16 protein-coding genes are annotated in these 17014 nt (G+C 60.6%); 4 read left to right on the top strand and 12 right to left on the bottom strand.

From position 1 onward, the window contains the following. Positions 1–24: 24 nt before the first annotated feature. Complete coding sequence (locus CKW07_RS16495; RefSeq protein ID WP_095145983.1) at positions 25–462, bottom strand: DUF4399 domain-containing protein; 438 nt, start codon at positions 460–462, stop codon at positions 25–27. Positions 463–594: 132 nt separating this feature from the next. Between CKW07_RS16495 and CKW07_RS16490 the strand changes: the two genes are divergently transcribed. Beyond that, positions 595–1368 carry a transporter substrate-binding domain-containing protein gene (locus CKW07_RS16490; RefSeq protein WP_095145981.1) on the top strand — a complete coding sequence of 258 codons (774 nt, stop codon included), beginning with the start codon at positions 595–597 and terminating at the stop codon, positions 1366–1368. A 37-nt stretch (positions 1369–1405) separates the two neighbouring features. Here CKW07_RS16490 and CKW07_RS16485 read toward each other — a convergent pair whose 3' ends face one another. Beyond that, the gene (locus tag CKW07_RS16485) at positions 1406–1891 is read right to left on the bottom strand and encodes a DUF523 domain-containing protein (protein ID WP_095145979.1); all 486 of its coding nucleotides are present in this window, start codon (positions 1889–1891) and stop codon (positions 1406–1408) included. 2 nt (positions 1892–1893) lie between these two features. Then, entirely contained in the window at positions 1894–2526 is a 633-nt protein-coding gene (locus CKW07_RS16480; RefSeq protein WP_095145972.1) for a 2OG-Fe(II) oxygenase, read from the bottom strand. Positions 2527–2658: 132 nt separating this feature from the next. On the opposite strand from CKW07_RS16480, the gene CKW07_RS16475 reads away from it, so the two are divergent. Beyond that, positions 2659–3411: a DUF2059 domain-containing protein gene (locus tag CKW07_RS16475; RefSeq protein WP_095145971.1), complete on the top strand. Its 753-nt coding sequence runs from the start codon at positions 2659–2661 to the stop codon at positions 3409–3411. Positions 3412–3455: 44 nt separating this feature from the next. Here CKW07_RS16475 and CKW07_RS16470 read toward each other — a convergent pair whose 3' ends face one another. Beyond that, positions 3456–4403 (bottom strand): alpha/beta hydrolase, encoded by a 948-nt coding sequence (locus CKW07_RS16470; protein WP_095145970.1) that lies wholly within the window; start codon positions 4401–4403, stop codon positions 3456–3458. A gap of 109 nt (positions 4404–4512) precedes the next feature. Here CKW07_RS16470 and CKW07_RS16465 point away from each other — a divergent pair, with 109 nt between their 5' ends. Then, positions 4513–5091, top strand: coding sequence for a DUF6436 domain-containing protein (locus CKW07_RS16465; protein ID WP_095145969.1), 579 nt, complete (start codon positions 4513–4515; stop codon positions 5089–5091). 103 nt (positions 5092–5194) lie between these two features. Further along, positions 5195–7606: a penicillin acylase family protein gene (locus tag CKW07_RS16460; protein WP_095145967.1), complete on the top strand. Its 2412-nt coding sequence runs from the start codon at positions 5195–5197 to the stop codon at positions 7604–7606. Positions 7607–7707: 101 nt separating this feature from the next. On the opposite strand, the gene CKW07_RS16455 is transcribed toward CKW07_RS16460, so the two are convergent. From CKW07_RS16455 to CKW07_RS16420, 8 genes are all read right to left on the bottom strand, one after another. Then, a complete protein-coding gene (locus tag CKW07_RS16455; RefSeq protein ID WP_095081811.1) occupies positions 7708–8598 on the bottom strand; it encodes an ABC transporter permease subunit in 891 nt (296 codons plus the stop codon). Next, a complete protein-coding gene (locus CKW07_RS16450; protein ID WP_095145965.1) occupies positions 8595–9515 on the bottom strand; it encodes an ABC transporter permease subunit in 921 nt (306 codons plus the stop codon). Before CKW07_RS16450 ends, CKW07_RS16455 begins: the two co-directional genes overlap by 4 nt. Beyond that, entirely contained in the window at positions 9512–10654 is a 1143-nt protein-coding gene (locus CKW07_RS16445; protein WP_095145963.1) for an ABC transporter ATP-binding protein, read from the bottom strand. Before CKW07_RS16445 ends, CKW07_RS16450 begins: the two co-directional genes overlap by 4 nt. A gap of 74 nt (positions 10655–10728) precedes the next feature. Next, positions 10729–11823, bottom strand: a complete 1095-nt coding sequence (locus CKW07_RS16440) for a polyamine ABC transporter substrate-binding protein (RefSeq protein ID WP_095145961.1) — start codon at positions 11821–11823, stop codon at positions 10729–10731. A gap of 187 nt (positions 11824–12010) precedes the next feature. Next, positions 12011–13123: a polyamine ABC transporter substrate-binding protein gene (locus tag CKW07_RS16435; RefSeq protein WP_095145959.1), complete on the bottom strand. Its 1113-nt coding sequence runs from the start codon at positions 13121–13123 to the stop codon at positions 12011–12013. Positions 13124–13295: 172 nt separating this feature from the next. Beyond that, positions 13296–14660 carry an aspartate aminotransferase family protein gene (locus tag CKW07_RS16430; protein ID WP_095145957.1) on the bottom strand — a complete coding sequence of 455 codons (1365 nt, stop codon included), beginning with the start codon at positions 14658–14660 and terminating at the stop codon, positions 13296–13298. 53 nt (positions 14661–14713) lie between these two features. Further along, the gene (locus tag CKW07_RS16425; protein ID WP_095145956.1) at positions 14714–16072 is read right to left on the bottom strand and encodes a glutamine synthetase family protein; all 1359 of its coding nucleotides are present in this window, start codon (positions 16070–16072) and stop codon (positions 14714–14716) included. 38 nt (positions 16073–16110) lie between these two features. After that, positions 16111–16902, bottom strand: a complete 792-nt coding sequence (locus CKW07_RS16420) for a gamma-glutamyl-gamma-aminobutyrate hydrolase family protein (protein WP_095145955.1) — start codon at positions 16900–16902, stop codon at positions 16111–16113. Between the last annotated feature and the right edge of the window lie 112 nt (positions 16903–17014).

The following is a 17014-nucleotide window of genomic DNA, read 5'->3' as shown; positions in this document are numbered from 1 at the left end:
CCCCCCCATCGGGGCTCCCTTTTTTCATTCCACCGTGACGGTGATTTTTTCCGAAAGGATCGGCGGGTCGAACGGCATGTGGTTCTTGTCCCCCAACTCCAGTTGCAAGGTGTGCTTGCCAGGCGCCAGGGTCACTTCGGTTTCGGTCTGGGCCTTGCCGAAGTGGATGTGCTGGGCGTCCGCCGGAATCGGCAGGTTCTCGGCCGGCAGCTTGTCGACGTCGATCAGCAAATGGTGGTGCCCGGTGTGAGGGGTTTGATCACCCGCCGGAGCCAGGGAAATGTCACTGACACCGAACTTGACTTTAAAGGTCTTGGCCACGGTATCGCCGTTGACCGGGGTGACGATAAATACTTGCGCGTCCTGCGGTGCCTGGGTGCGTGGGATATCCGCCGCACTGGCCAGCATCGAAGCACTGAGCATCAAACCCGCCAGGGCTGCACGAGACAAAAAGGTTTTCATTCTTTTCTCCATTTTTCCGCTTAATCTCTACGAATGGGACAACTTCGTAGCAATTCGTTGTCGAAGGACCTCAACACCATAGCAAAGCGAGCCGCAACAGCGCGTCGCCTATAAATAATTCAAGGAGTGACCATGCGTTTTCTGCCTGGCCTGATCATGTTGCTACCCCTTCTGAGCCCTTTGGCTCACGCCGAACTGATCGATGAAGTCAATGACCGCGGCGAACTGCGCATTGCACTTGAAGCCAATACGCCACCGTTCAACTTCAAGGAAGACGGCAAGCTGACCGGTTTCGAAGTCGAACTCGGCCAACTGCTGGCCAGCGAGCTGGATGTGCGCGCCGATTTCGTCGTCACCGATTCCACCGACCTGCTGCCGGGCGTTGAAAGCGGCAAGTACGACGTCGCGATCAATCACATAGCACTGACCCCGGAGCTCAAGGATCGTTTCGACTTCAGCGAACCTTATAGCTATTCGAGTGCACAATTGATCGTTCGCCAGGAAGAACAGCGCCCGCTCGGCTCATTGCTGGCGCTCAAGGGACAGGCCCTGGGCGTTGCGCAAGGCAGTCAGTTCGTCGATCAGGCGCGCAGCGTCGAGGGCATTGACCTGCGCAGCTACCCCGACGCACAACAACCGCTCAAGGACGTGGCGGACAAACAGCTCGACGCGGCCATCAGTGATCGCCTGTTGATTCCCTACGCCATTCGCGACAGCCGCTTGCCCGTCAAGGAAGGGGCCAGGGTCGGTCCGACCCTGAGCCTGGCGATTCCGTTTCAAAAGGGTAACCCGGCCTTCCAGGCCGGCATCGACCGAGCGTTGCAACGGCTCAAGGCAGACGGCCGGTTGATGAAACTGTCGGAAAAGTGGTTCGGCATGGACGCGAGCCAGCCGCCAAAACTGTAAGAGCTCGAGATCCTCGCCACAGGTTATGCGCTTGATGTCAGTCCAGCGCAGACAACGCGATTGCTGCCTCGGCCAGTTGCAACTCACTGAACACCCGCACGCCATGACGGGTCAACAAGGCTGCGGTGACCCCCTCGCCGCTGACCTTGACCCCGCTGAAGGTCCCGTCATAGGTCAGCAGGTTACCGCAGGACGGGCTGTTGGCCTTGAGCACGGCGATGCGGATGCCGTGCTGTTGCACCAATTCCAGTGCCTGGCGCGCGCCCGACAGGAACGCATCACTGACGTCCTCGCCCTCAGTCGTGATTACCCGGGCCGTACCCTCAAGCACCTGGACACCCTGGCCGCCGGGAATCTCCGCCGCTGCCCGAGGCGTCGGCAAGCCGCCGGCGACTTCCGGGCACAAGGCGATCACCCGACCTTCGGCGATCCACTGCTCCAGCTGATTGAACGGCCCGCTGGCGCCACCGTCGTAACGGACGCGGTGCCCCAGCAAACAACGGCTCACAAGGATTTTTTGCATGATCAGAACGGCTCGTTGCCCCGCCGGCGAAACCAGCCGGTCAATGACAGGCGTTCGCGGGTCGCGGGCAGGACTTCATGGGGCACTTCGCCTGACAGGAATACCACCAGACAGCCACCCGTGGGCACCACATCATGCTCGGCGTCCTCCTCCAGGTACATCCGCAACTGACCGCCATGTTCCGGCAACCAGGCATCGTTGAGGTAGATCACCGCCGAGACCATGCGCCGGTCGTCGTCGCGAAAACGGTCGACATGCTTGAGGTAGAACGCCCCGGGCGGGTACAGGGCGAAATGGCTTTCGAAATCCTCAAGGCCCAGAAACAAGCCGCGGTTCAATGCCTCGCGCAGGCTGTCCATCAAACCCAGATAGCGGTCGCAGGCCTCGGCTTGCCCGGGCTCCAGCCACTGAATGTGATCGCCACGGATACCTTCGCGAATCTCCGAGAACGGCCCGCGCCCTACCGCCGCCGGCGCCAGTTCACCCTCGGCCGCACGCTTGCGGCATTCAGCCGCCAGCTCGGTGGTCAGACCCTGAGGCAAGAAAATAGCCTGCTGCGACCAGCCGCGTGCAGCCAGGTCGTCAACGATACGTAACAGCAGCGGGTGATCAGAGGGTATGTGCATGGCGCGCATAGTATTCCTGCGCCAGCAAATCCGACAGCACCGCATAGCGGAGGATCGTCGGATAAGCAGACGATCCTGATACGAATTCTCGACAACCTGTGTCTGGCCCCGGAGAATAGTCGCCTGCCGACAGGAGTCCTTATGCGCCGTTTGCTTTTTTCACTGTTGATGCTCTGCACTTTTCCCGCTTGGGCAGACGGCCACGACCAGTTATACAAGGTCGCCGGTTGGCCAGAGCAGCGAGCGCATTTTAACGATGCCCTGACCGCCGCCCAGCAGCGCTACCAAAATAGTTTGCCGCCAGCGGTATTCCAAGCGCTGGTCAATAACAGCAATCAACGCTTTGCGCCGCAGGCCATGGATCGCCGCGCCGAAGCGCAACTGCGTAAAAACCTCCCGGATCCGAAACCGGCACTAGCCTTCTTCCAGTCACCCCTGGGGCGCAAGATCATCGCCGCCGAGTTGCTCGCGACCCGCCGCGACCAGTTGGCGAAAAACGCCAAGGGCCTGCCGAAAATGGAAGCCAGCGACACTCGCCAGTTGATCATCGGGCACTTGGCCCAGGCCCTGCCCGCGCGCGAAGCCGGTGCCGAAGTCAGCCTGGCAATCGCCGGCGTGGCGGCGGACAGCCTGAGCCAGATGATTCCCGGCCTGCTCGGCGGCGGCCAGGCCCAAGGCATGTTGAACGGCCAGCGCCAGCGCTTGATGGAACAGATTGGCAGCGATCTGAACAACACCTTGCTCTACGTGTATCGCGACCTGTCCGATCCGGAGCTTGAAGAATTCGCCACGTTCGCCGAGTCGCCACAAGGCAAGGCTTACTACCAGGCGGCACTGGCGGCGATTCGCGCGGGGTTGGCAGTGGGCCAGAGTACCTCGAGCCTCAACCCGTAATCTTCGGTGCCTGGACGATCGCTTTCGGCGAATCGCAACAGGCGCTAACGATTCCAGCCCTTCATCCGCTTGGTCAAAAACCCGAAATACTCCTGGCGCAACGCCTGGGTTTCGTTCGCCAGATGATGGCGGGCCTCGGGCAGTTTCAACACCTGCGGGCGTTCGAACTTGCCTGCCAGTACCTCAAGGTTGTGCTGCCAATCCACCGTCATGTCTGACTGCCCCTGCACGATCAACGGCGTACGACTGCTGCGTGGGGCCGCTTCGATGCGCTTGATCCAGCTCGCCAGCGCCCCGACCCAGGCGGTCGGCAAGCGTTGTGGCTGCAGCGGGTCGGCCTGCAGAAAGGGCAAGAACGTCGGGTCGTTGGAGTTCTCGCTGAAACGTCGGGCGATGCCTTTGACGAACGGCTTGAGCAGGTAATAACTGAACTGCGACCAGCCCCAGGCCCGTGGCCGCACCAGGGGTGACAGCAGAATCACCTGGCCCTGGGCCGGACTGTTCGCACCCTGATTGAGCACATGATCAATCACGATCGCCCCGCCGGTACTCTGCCCACACAGATGCCACGGCTGTGGCAGGCCAACGGATCGCGCCTCGGCGAACACCCCTTGCAGCGTGTCCTGGTACTCGGCGAAATCCCGGATGCTGGCACGCTCGCCGCTGGACAAACCGTGCCCCGGCAAGTCGCAAGCGATCACGGCAAAACCCTGATCCAGTGCCCACTCGATCACATGCCGGTACAGCCCGGTGTGATCGTAGAAGCCGTGAAACAGAAACAGCGTCGCCTTCGCCCCCTCGGGCCACCAGAGCTGGCTGACCAGTTCATAACCGTCCACCTCGAAACGGCCAAGCCCCGTGCGCAGCGTGCGCCCCGGGAAATCCAGCCCGTAGAAATTCCGGTAGGCCCGGGCCTCCACCGACAGCGGCTGCGCCTGTGCCAGGGGCCGCAGGCTGGCGCGCAGGTGATCGGGATCGAAGGTGGCAGGCATGGCGGGTTTCCAGGCAAAGCGCGGAGCGCGAAACAGACTTTATGGGCCTGCGATATTCATCTGTCGTGGCAAGCATGGCAAGCTACGCCACCTTCAAGGATGGTTTCGTATGCGCCCGCACTCCCGCACGACATTGCTTGCCGCCCTGCTCGCCCTGATATGCGCCGGCGTGCTGTGGGCGGCGTACGACTGGTTTCAGGGGCGCTACCTGCGGGCATTCAGCTCGCACACGGCGGTGTTTTCCGGCGACCCCTTGCGTCTTCCCGAGCACCTGGCCGGCCCCGGCGCGATTCGCGTCGTGCACTTCTGGGACCCGGCGTGCCCATGCAACGTCGGCAATCAACAGCACCTGGCCGAGCTGCTGACGCACTACGCCCCCCAAGGCGTGCAGTTCTACGCGGTCCAGAAACCCGGCAGCCAGGGGCAGTTGCCCGGCACCCTGAGCGGCCTGAAAACCCTGGAAATCCTCCCAGGCTCGGAACAGATCCCCGCCAGCCCGGCGGTGGCGATCTGGGATCGCAGCGGCAAACTGGCGTACTTCGGGCCTTACAGCGAAGGCCTGACGTGCAACTCGAGCAACAGCTTTATCGAACCCATCCTGCAAGCCCTCAGCGAAGACCGTCCCGTCAGCGCCACCCACACCCTGGCGGTGGGCTGCTATTGCCCGTGGGCCAGTGAACCGCAGTAGGGCATTCAGGACTTTTCAAGGTAGGTGATGCCCGACGCACAAGGTCTGTGCTAAATGTGATCGCCCTGGCTGGCGGCACCCATAAAAAGAACAAGGAGTTCCCATGAAACGCGTCCTGACCCTACTGGCTGTACTGCTTGCGGCCCTCATCGTCGGCGCTGGCTGGTACGTGTACAGCAAACAGCCTTCGCGCCAGGGCCTGGTGCAGTTGCAGCATCTGGAAGGGTCGGTGACGGTGCGTTACGACGAGCGCGGCGTGCCGCACATTCGCGCCGAAAGCGAACTCGACCTGTACCGCACCCTCGGCTATGTGCAGGCCCAGGACCGACTGTTCCAGATGGAAGCCATGCGCCGCCTGTCCCGGGGCGAACTGGCCGAAGTACTGGGTCCCAAGCTGCTCGACACCGACAAGCTATTTCGCAGCCTGCGCATCCGTGAGCGCGCCGACAGCTATGTGGCCGCGCTCGACAAGCAATCCCCGGCGTGGAAGGCCCTGCAAGCCTACCTGGACGGGATCAACCAGTATCAGGACACTCACGCCGCACCGGTGGAGTTCGACGTGCTGGGCATCCGCAAGCGGCCGTTCACCGCACAGGACAGCGTCAGCGTCGCCGGCTACATGGCCTACAGCTTTGCCGCGGCCTTTCGCACCGAACCGGTAATGACCTACGTGCGTGATCAGTTGGGCCACGACTACCTGAATATCTTCGACCTCGACTGGCAGCCCAAGGGCGTGCTGGCTCAGCAGCACACCCCCAATGCTCCAGCCCTCAGCGCCAGTGACTGGCAAGACCTCAACGCCATTGCCCGCCTGAGCGAGCAAGCGCTGGCCGACAACGGCCTGCCGCAATTCGAAGGCAGCAACGCCTGGGTGATTGCCGGCAACCACACCAAGAGTGGCAAGCCCTTGCTGGCCGGCGACCCGCACATTCGCTTCTCGGCGCCGGCGGTGTGGTACGAAGCCCAGCTGTCGGCACCGGGCCTGGAACTCTACGGCCACCATCAGGCACTGGTGCCCTTCGCATTCCTGGGTCACAACCTGGACTTCGGCTGGAGCCTGACGATGTTCCAGAACGATGACCTCGACCTGATCGCCGAGAAGGTCAACCCGGACAATCCCAATCAGGTCTGGTACCGCGACAAGTGGGTCGACCTAGTCACGACCGAGCAGCAGATTGCCGTGAAGGGCCAGGCGCCGGTCAACTTCACCCTGCGTCAGTCGCCCCACGGGCCGATCATCAACGACGTGCTCGGCGCCAACGCCGGCAAGACCCCGATCGCCATGTGGTGGGCGTTCCTCGACACCCAGAACCCGATCCTCGAAGGCTTCTACCAGCTCAATCGCGCCGACACCCTGGCCAAGGCCCGCGCCGCGTCCGCCAAGGTGCAGGCACCCGGGCTGAATATCGTCTGGGCCAACGCCAAGGGCGATATCGGTTGGTGGGCCGCGGCACAACTGCCCAAGCGTCCGGCCGGGGTCAAGCCAGGCTTCATCCTCGACGGCAGCACCCACCAGGCCGACAAAGAAGGCTTCTACCCGTTCAGCGCCAACCCGCAGGAAGAAAACCCGGCGCGCGGCTACATCGTCTCGGCCAACTTCCAGCCGGTCTCGCCGACAGGCATGGAGATTCCTGGTTACTACAACCTGGCCGACCGTGGCCAGCAGCTCAACCTTCAGCTCAGCGACAAGAACCTGAAGTGGGACATCGACGCCACCCAGAAACTGCAACTGGGCACCACCACTGGCTACGGCCCTCGCCTCCTGGCACCGCTGTTGCCGGTATTGCGTGACGTGGTCAGCGACCCGCAGGAGCGCAAATGGGTGGAACAACTGGCACTGTGGAAAGGCGACTACCCGCTGGAGTCCATCAGCGCCACGCTGTTCAACCAGTTCCTGTTCAACCTGGCCGACGGCGCACTGCATGACGAACTCGGCGACAGCTTTTTCGGCACCCTGCTCTCGACCCGGGTGATCGATGCCGCGCTGCCACGGTTGGCGGCGAACGCGGATTCGCCGTGGTGGGACAACCGCGCCACACCGGTCAGGGAAACCCGTGCCGACGTGGTCAAGGCCGCCTGGAATGCCAGCCTGGCGCACCTGAAAACCACCCTCGGCCCGGATGCCTCCCAATGGCAATGGGGCAAGGCCCATACCCTGACCCATAACCATCCGCTGGGCACGCAAAAGCCCCTGGAGCGCATCTTCGACGTCGGCCCGTTCGAGGCTCCCGGCACCCATGAGGTGCCGAACAACCTCTCGGCCAAGATCGGCCCCGCGCCGTGGCTCGTGACCTACGGCCCGTCGACCCGACGCATCATCGATTTCGCCGACCCCGCCCACGGCCTGACCATCAACCCGGTCGGCCAGAGCGGCGTGCCGTTCGACCCGCACTACGCCGACCAGGCCGAAGCCTATGTCGAAGGTATCTACCATCAAGCGCACTTCAGCGAAGAAGAAGTGACCGCCAATACCCGCAGCACCTTGAAACTGCTGCCGGCGCGGGGCGCGCAGTAGCGACTGAAAACCTGCAATCCCATGACATCGGATACGCCAGACCGAAGGCATAAAAAAACCTCGCTCCCGATGCCGGGAGCGAGGTTTTTTGTACAGCGGGCTTAAGCCGCTTCCGGTGCCTGGGCCCGGCGCACGTCCGGTTGTTTCCAGGAATCGGCGGCACTTTCCTCGATGGCTTGCTGAATTGCACGCTTGCGGTTTTCTTCGGCGCGACGGCTGAAGAACCAGACCAGGAAGGTCACGATCGATACCGCCAGCAGGATCAGGCTGGCCACGGCGTTGATCTCGGGCTTCACGCCCAGGCGCACCGCCGAGAACACTTCCATCGGCAGGGTGGTGGAACCTGGGCCGGAGACGAAGCTGGCGAGCACCAGGTCATCCAGGGACAACGCAAAGGACATCATGCCGCCCGCCGCCAGCGACGGCGCGATCATCGGGATGGTGATCAGGAAGAACACCTTCCACGGCTTCGCACCCAGATCCATGGCCGCCTCTTCGATGGACAGGTCCAGCTCGCGCAACCGCGCCGACACCACCACCGCCACATAGGCGGCGCAGAACGTGGTGTGGGCGATCCAGATGGTGACGATGCCACGCTCCTGCGGCCAGCCGATCATCTGCGCCATGGCCACGAACAGCAGCAGCAGCGACAGACCGGTGATCACTTCCGGCATTACCAGCGGCGCGGTCACCAGGCCACCGAACAGCGTGCGGCCCTTGAAGTGGGTAATCCGGGTCAGCACGAAGGCCGCCAGGGTGCCCAGGGCAACCGCTGCAATCGCGGTGTAGCAGGCGATTTCCAGCGAGCGCACCACCGAACCCATCAGCTGGGAGTTGTCCAGCAGGCCGACGTACCACTTGATCGACCAGCCGCCCCAGACCGTTACCAGTTTCGAGGCGTTGAACGAGTAGATCACCAAGATCAGCATCGGCAGGTAGATGAACAACAGGCCCAGCACCAGCATCAGGCTGGAGAAACGAAAGCGCTTCATTCTCTACCCTCCATTTCCTTGGCCTGACTGCGGTTGAACAGAATGATCGGCACAATCAGGATTGCCAGCATCACCACAGCCAAGGCAGACGCCACCGGCCAGTCACGGTTGTTGAAGAACTCTTGCCACAGCACTTTACCGATCATCAGGGTTTCCGGACCGCCCAGCAGTTCCGGGATCACGAACTCACCCACCACCGGGATGAACACCAGCATGCAGCCGGCAATGATGCCGTTTTTCGACAGCGGCACGGTGATCTTCCAAAAGCTGTTGAAGGTGCTCGAACCCAAGTCGGACGCGGCTTCCAGCAAGCTGGTGTCGTGCTTCACCAGGTTGGCGTAGAGCGGCAGGATCATGAACGGCAGGTAGGAATAGACCACGCCGATATAGACCGCCAGGTTGGTATTGAGGATCTGCAGCGGTTCGTCGATCCAGCCCATGGTCATCAGGAAGCCATTGAGCAGCCCGTTGTTGCTGAGGATGCCCATCCACGCGTACACGCGGATCAGGATCGCGGTCCAGGTCGGCATCATGATCAGCAGCACCAGCACGGTCTGCATTTCCTTGCGCGCACTGGCAATGGCATAGGCCATCGGGTAGCCGATCAGCAAACAGAGGATGGTGCTGATCAGCGCCATCTTCAACGAGCCGAGGTAAGCGGCGATGTACAGCTCATCCTCGCTGAGCATCACGTAGTTGCCGAGGTTGAGCAGCAGCTGCAGCTTCTGCTCAACGAAGCTGTAGATCTCGGTGTACGGTGGAATGGCCACGTCCGCTTCGGCGAAGCTGATCTTCAACACGATGAAGAACGGCAACATGAAGAACAGGAACAGCCAGAGGAACGGAACCCCGATGACCAGCTGACGGCCACCGGGAATTATTCGACTGAGTCGACGCTTGAGCTTTCGCATGTTCATGAGCGCAGTACCACGCCGCTGTCATCTTCCCACCAGACGTAGACCTGGTCGCCCCAGGTCGGACGCTGCCCGCGACGTTCGGCGTTGGCCACGAACGACTGCACCAGCTTGCCGCTCGGCAGCTCGACGTAGAACACCGAGTGGCCGCCCAGGTAGGCAATGTCATGCACCTTACCGCTCGACCAGTTGTGTTCGCAGGTCGGCATTTCTGCGGTGACCAGCAGTTTTTCCGGGCGAATCGCGTAGGTCACCGACTTGTCCTGCACCGAGGTGCTGATGCCGTGCCCCACGTAGATGTTGCGATCCAGGTCCTTGCAGGTGATCAGCGCATGGCCCTCGGCGTCGTCCACCACTTCACCTTCGAAGATGTTGACGTTGCCGATGAACTCGCAGACCAGGCGGCTGGTCGGGGTTTCGTAGATGTCGATCGGGCTGCCGATCTGGGCGATCCAGCCCAGGTGCATGATCGCGATGCGCTCGGCCATGGTCATGGCCTCTTCCTGATCGTGGGTCACCATGACGCAGGTCACGCCCACGCGCTCGATGATTTCCACCAGCTCCAACTGCATCTGCGAGCGCAGTTTCTTGTCCAGCGCACCCATCGGTTCGTCGAGCAGCAACAGCTTCGGGCGCTTGGCCAGGGATCGGGCCAGGGCCACACGCTGGCGCTGACCACCGGAGAGCTGGTGCGGCTTACGTTTGGCGTACTGGCTCATCTGCACCAGCTTGAGCATCTCGGCCACTCGGGCGTCGACCTCGGCCGTCGGGATCTTGTCCTGCTTGAGGCCGAAGGCAATGTTCTGCGCTACCGTCATGTGCGGGAACAGGGCGTAGGACTGGAACATCATGTTGATCGGGCGCTCGTACGGCGGCATGTCCGTGATGTCCACGCCGTCGAGGAAAATGCGTCCCTCCGTAGGCCGTTCGAACCCTGCGAGCATGCGCAGCAAGGTCGATTTGCCCGATCCCGAACCGCCGAGCAGGGCGAAGATCTCGCCTTTCTTGATTTCCAGGGACACATCGTCCACGGCAATCGTCTCGTCGAACTTCTTCGTGACCCGGTCGATTTTGACCAGCACCTGCTTAGGTGTCTGGTCGCCCTCGAGGGCTTTCTTATAGGCGCCGGAGGCAACTGCCATTTACGAAACTCCCAACAAAAAGAGTGCAGTTCGCCCAATACGGGCGAAACCTTGGATAGGTTGAGCCTTTGTCACTATTTACCCGACTTGACCTTGGTCCAGCTGCGGGTCATCAAGCGTTGAATGTTCGGTGGCAGCTCGATCGACACGTAGGTCTTGTCGAGGACCACTTGTGGTGGATACACCGACTCGTCTTCGCGAATCGACTGATCCATCAGCTTGTCCGACGCAGGGTTCGGGTTGGCATAGCCGACATAATCGCTGACCTGGGCAATCACCTCAGGCTTGAGCAAGTAGTTGATGAACGCATTGGCTTGCTTGACGTTGGACGAGTCCTTGGGAATCGCCAGCATGTCGAACCACAACGCGCCGCCTTCTTTCGGAATCGAGTACGCGATGTTCACGCCCTTGCCAGCTTCGGCTGCACGCGCCTTGGCCTGGAAGATGTCGCCGGAGAAACCGATCGCCACGCAAATGTCGCCGTTGGCCAGGTCTGCAATGTATTTGGAGGAATGGAAGTAAGTCACGTAAGGCCGTACCGCGAGCAGCTTGGCTTCCGCCTTCTTGTAATCCTCAGGGTTGGTGCTGTTGGCATTCAGGCCCATGTAGTTGAGGACCGTCGGCATCATTTCATCGGCGGAATCCAGGAAGGCTACGCCACAGCTTTGCAGCTTCTTGATGTTTTCCGGTTCGAACAGCACGCCCCAGGAGTCGATCTTGTCGACGCCCAGTACGGCCTTGACCTTGTCGACGCTGTAACCGATGCCGTTGGTGCCCCACAGATACGGCACGGCATACAGGTTGCCCGGGTCGTTTTGTTCGAGGCGCTTGAGCAGCACCGGATCAAGGTTGGCGTAGTTGGGCAGCTGCGACTTGTCGAGCTTCTGGAATGCCCCGGCCTTGATCTGTTTGCCCAGGAAGTGGTTGGACGGCACGACCACGTCATAACCGGTACGCCCGGCCAGCAACTTGCCTTCCAGGGTTTCATTGGAATCAAACACGTCATACACCGGCTTGATGCCCGTGGCTTTTTCGAAGTCCGCCAGGGTGTTTTCGCCGATGTAGTCCGACCAGTTATAAATATGCACGGTGGGTGCGGCTTGCACACTGACGGCGAGTGTCAGGCCGGCGCCAACCAGCATGGCTTTGCGAAACAAAGAAATAGGCAAGTGGTGGTCCTCTTAAATAGTTGGGCCCAAGTTGCCCAGCGTTACATGACAGCCATGGCTGCCTGGCAACAAAACCGGCGCGCAACTTACCCTCGATAAACCGATCCAGCAAAACTTTCTGTCATTTAATTGTTCCTGATGCCGCCGTCAGCACGACGACGGCAACAGGACAGTGCTTCAAACCGGCTTATTTACCGGATTTGATCTTGGTCCAGCTACGGGTCAGGATCCGCTGGGTAGCGGCCGGCAAGTCGGCAATCGCATACAGCTTGGCCAGAACATCCGCCGGAGGATAAACACCCGGGTCGCTGGTGATGTCTTTGTCGACCAGTGCCGTGGCTGCCGCGTTACCGTTCGGGAAACGTACGGCGTTGGTGATTTCAGCCATGATTTCCGGCTTCATCAGGAAGGTCATGAACTTGTAGGCGCCCTCGACGTTCTCGGCATCCTTGGGGATGGCGACCATGTCATAGAAGCTGCCTGCACCTTCTTTCGGAATGTTGTAGCTGACCTTGACCTTGTCACCGGCTTCAGCCGCGCGGGCCTTGGCCTGGTAGATGTCACCCGAGTAACCCACGGCCACGCAGATGTTGCCGTTGGCCAGGTCGGAGATGTACTTGGACGAGTGGAAGTAGCCCACCGAAGGACGGATCTTCAGGAACAGCGCTTCGGCTTCGGCCAGTTGTTTCTTGTCCTGGCTGTCGGTCGGATAGCCCAGGTAGTGCAGCGCCACCGGGATCATCTCGGTGGGCGAGTCGAGGAAACTGATGCCACAGGATTTCAGCTTGGCCGCGTTTTCCGGCTTGAACAGCAGGTCCCAGGAGTTGGTCGGTGCATCGGCACCCAGAGCGGCCTTGACCTTGTCGGCGTTGAAACCGATGCCGATCGAGCCCCACATGTACGGGAAGGCATGTTCATTGCCCGGGTCGCTGACCGAGACGGCCTTGAGCAGCTCAGGGTTCAGGTTCTTCCAGTTAGGCAGCTTGGACTTGTCCAGCTTCTGGTAGACGCCGGCCTTGATTTGCTTGGCCAGGAAGTTGTTCGAGGGTACGACGATGTCGTAGCCGGACTTGCCTGCCAGCAACTTGGCTTCCAGGGTTTCGTTGCTGTCGAAGACGTCATAGACAACTTTGATGCCCGACTCGTCTTCGAACTTCTTGACGGTGTCCGGTGCGATGTAGTCAGACCAGTTGTATACGTGCAGTACCTTGTCATCAGCCTGGACCGCGCCAGCCATTAGCCCCAGCAGGGACATGGCGAGCAGTGTCTTGCCACCGAGCTTTTTACCTAGTGCCTTCATGCGTAATGCTCCAAATTGTTCTTTTTTGAACCACTTGTTCCGCGGCCGAACCCGGGCAACTGGAACTATGGCTAGTCTGGCAAGTTCAGTGGCGGTCTTTCAAGGAAAGGCCAAGCTTTCTGATCTCCCTGAGCGAAAGGGCCTGTATTCCCCTTCGCTCAGAGCCTAGCACTTAGCGTTGCAATGCACTCAGGGTCAAGTCCAGGCACTGACGCGCCTTGGTCACCAGCTCGTCGATTTCCGCCGGTGTAATCACCAGTGGCGGCGAGATGATCATGGTGTCCCCTACTGCGCGCATGATCAGACCGTTGTCGAAGCAGAACTGCCGGCAAATCATGCCTACGCCCTTGCCCTCGTAACGCTTGCGCGTGGCCTTGTCCTGAACCAGTTCAATGGCACCCAGCAAGCCGACGCCACGGACTTCGCCCACCAACGGGTGATCGTTCAGTTCCCGTAGACGCTTTTGCAAATACGGTGCCGTTTCTGCATGAACGCGCTCGATAATTTTCTCTTCGCGCAGAATGCGGATGTTCTCCAGTGCCACTGCCGCGGCAACCGGGTGGCCGGAGTAAGTGAAGCCGTGGTTGAAGTCGCCGCCTTCGTTCAGCACCTCGACCACTTCATCGCGCACGATCAGGCCACCCATCGGGATGTAGCCGGAGGTCAGGCCCTTGGCGATGGTCATCATGTCGGGCTTGAGGTCGTAGAAATCGCTACCGAACCACTCACCGGTACGGCCGAAACCACAGATCACTTCGTCGGCGACGAACAGGATGTCGTACTTGGCGAGGATTTCCTTGATGCGCGGCCAGTAGCTTTCTGGCGGAACGATCACGCCGCCGGCACCCTGGATCGGCTCGGCGATGAAGGCGCCAACGTTGTCGACGCCGACTTCGAGAATCTTTGCTTCCAGCTGGTTGGCCGCCCAGATACCGAACTCATCCGGTGTCATGTCGCCGCCTTCACCGAACCAGTACGGTTGCGGGATGTGCACGATGCCCGGGATCGGCAAGTCGCCCTGTTCGTGCATATAGGTCATGCCGCCCAGGCTGGCGCCGGCCACGGTCGAACCGTGGTAACCGTTTTTACGGCTGATGATGACCTTCTTGTTCGGCTGGCCCTTGATCGCCCAGTAATGGCGAACCATGCGCAGCATGGTGTCGTTGCCTTCGGAACCGGAACCGGTGAAGAACACGTGGTTCATGCCTTCTGGTGCGATGTCGGCGATGGCCTTGGCCAGTTCCAGCACCGGCGGGTGAGCGGTCTGGAAGAACAGGTTGTAGTACGGCAGCTCACGCATCTGCTTGCTGGCGGCATCGGCCAGCTCGTCGCGACCGTAACCGATGGCCACGCACCACAGGCCGGCCATGCCGTCGAGGATCTTGTTGCCTTCGCTGTCCCACAGGTAAACGCCCTTGGCGTGGGTGATGATGCGCGGGCCTTTCTCTTTAAGCTGCTTGAAATCGCTGAACGGCGCCAGGTGGTGATCGTTGCTCAGAATTTGCCATTCACGGGTTTGCGGGTTGTGGCTGGTCATAAAGCTCTCCTAGTGAGGTGAGAGTGCGGCTTTTGAGGGCCGCACCCGGCGTATCAGACGGCGAACAACAGGAACTCCCGTTCCCACGAACTGATCACGCGCTTGAAGTTTTCATGCTCGGCCCGCTTGACCGCGACGTAGCCAGTGATGAATTTATTGCCCAGGTATTTCTCGATAGTGGCGCTGTTTTCCATGCGCTCCAGTGCGTCTTCGATGGTCAGCGGCAGACGCAGGTTGCGCCGCTCGTAACCCCGTCCAACCACCGGTGCACTTGGGTTGATGCCTTCGACCATGCCGATGTAGCCGCAGAGCAGGCTCGCGGCAATCGCCAGGTACGGGTTGGCGTCGGCGCCCGGCAGACGGTTTTCCACCCGACGGTTTTGCGGGCCGGCATCCGGCACCCGCAGGCCCACGGTACGGTTCTCTTCACCCCACTCCACGTTTACCGGCGCGGAGGTGTCCGGCAGGAAGCGGCGGAACGAGTTGACGTTGGGCGCGAACAGCGGCAGCAGCTCAGGGATGAACTTCTGCAGGCCACCAATGTGATGCAGGAACAGTTGGCTCATGGTCCCGTCTTCATTGGAGAAGACGTTCTTGCCGGTCTCGAGGTCGATGATGCTCTGGTGCAGGTGCATGGCACTGCCGGGCTCGCCGGTCATGGGCTTGGCCATGAAGGTCGCCGCCACGTCGTGCTTGAGCGCCGCCTCACGCATGGTGCGCTTGAACACCAGGATCTGGTCGGCCAGGGACAGCGCGTCACCGTGACGGAAGTTGATTTCCATCTGCGCCGTGCCGTCTTCGTGGATCAGGGTGTCCAGGTCCAGCTCTTGCAGTTCACACCAGTCGTAGACGTCTTCGAACAACGGGTCGAATTCGTTGGCCGCTTCAATGGAGAACGACTGGCGACCGATCTCCGGACGCCCGGAACGGCCAATGGGCGGTTGCAGTGGATAGTCCGGGTCGTCACTGCGCTTGGTCAGGTAAAACTCCATTTCCGGCGCCACGATTGGCTGCCAGCCCTTGTCGGAATAGAGCTTGAGTACCTTCTTGAGCACGTTGCGCGGTGACAGCTCGATCGGGTTGCCTTGCTTGTCGTAGGTATCGTGAATCACCTGGGCGGTCGGTTCGATGGCCCACGGCACGAGAAATACGGCGTTTTCGTCCGGACGGCAGATCATGTCGATGTCGGCCGGGTCGAGCAGTTCGTAATAGATGTCGTCTTCGACATAGTCGCCCGTCACTGTTTGCAGCAGCACACTCTCGGGCAGGCGCATGCCTTTTTCGGCAATGAACTTGTTGGTTGGCGAAATCTTGCCACGGGTGATCCCCGTCAAATCGCCAATCATGCATTCGACTTCTGTGATCTTGTGGTCTTTCAACCAATCGGTGAGCTGGTCGAGGTTGTTACTCATAAATGCCTCTGGGCTGGGTTTCCTGACCTCATTAAGAGTCAGGCGTTGTTTGACGCGTCCGCGTCGCGTTGTATTGCCCGCTTGCGACAGGCATCGCCAAATGCCTGGAAGATGGCAAGGTAGTGAGGGTTGGAGCTTACCTGCCATTCGGGGTGCCATTGCACCCCCAAAGCAAAAGCCTGGTCTCCCTCGATCTCTGCGTCCTTGACAGACAGCGCCTCGATCAATCCGTCGGGCGCCAACGCCTCGATATGCAGGCCCGGCGCCAGACGTTCAACGCCCTGACCATGAATCGAATTGACTGAAATCACGCTCGGCAGGCCCAGGCCCGCCAGCACGCCACCGGGCTGGATGTGCATCGGGTGGCTGGGGGCGTATTGCCCTTCCAGTGGCAGGCTGTCGTCTTCACGGTGATCCATGAAGGGACCGGCCTCGTGGACGCTCTGGTGCAGGCTGCCACCGAATGCGACGTTCATTTCCTGAAAGCCACGACAGATCCCCAGTACCGGGATGCCAGCAGCCACCGCGGCGCGAATCAGCGGCAGGGTGGTGGCATCGCGTGCAGGATCATGGGCGGTTCCCGGCGCACTCGCAGGCCCGCTATAGTGAAAAGGTTCTACATTGGAAGGTGAACCGGTAAACAGGATGCCATCCAGACCGTCCAGAATATCGGACGGGGACAGCAGCTCCGGCAGCAGCGGCACAATTACCGGCAAGCCTCTGGCTGCCGTGGCCACTGCACGAACGTACTTGTCGCCACTGATGTGATAAGCATGCAGACCGATCTGCCTGGAGCAGGCGGTGACGCCGATTAACGGCAGGCGAGACATGAAGCACCCCGGTATTATTGCTGTTATGGGTTTGATTCGAGCTTAGCCTTGTTCATTTTTTTACACAACACCCCCGTAAAAAATACAACACGGCCCGCTCAAACAAGCTGTT

Source organism: Pseudomonas sp. Irchel s3b6 (genome assembly GCF_900187415.1).
Lineage (GTDB): Bacteria > Pseudomonadota > Gammaproteobacteria > Pseudomonadales > Pseudomonadaceae > Aquipseudomonas.
The sequence above is the reverse complement of the archived record's forward strand: the minus strand, read 5'-3'. Positions and strand labels throughout refer to the sequence as shown.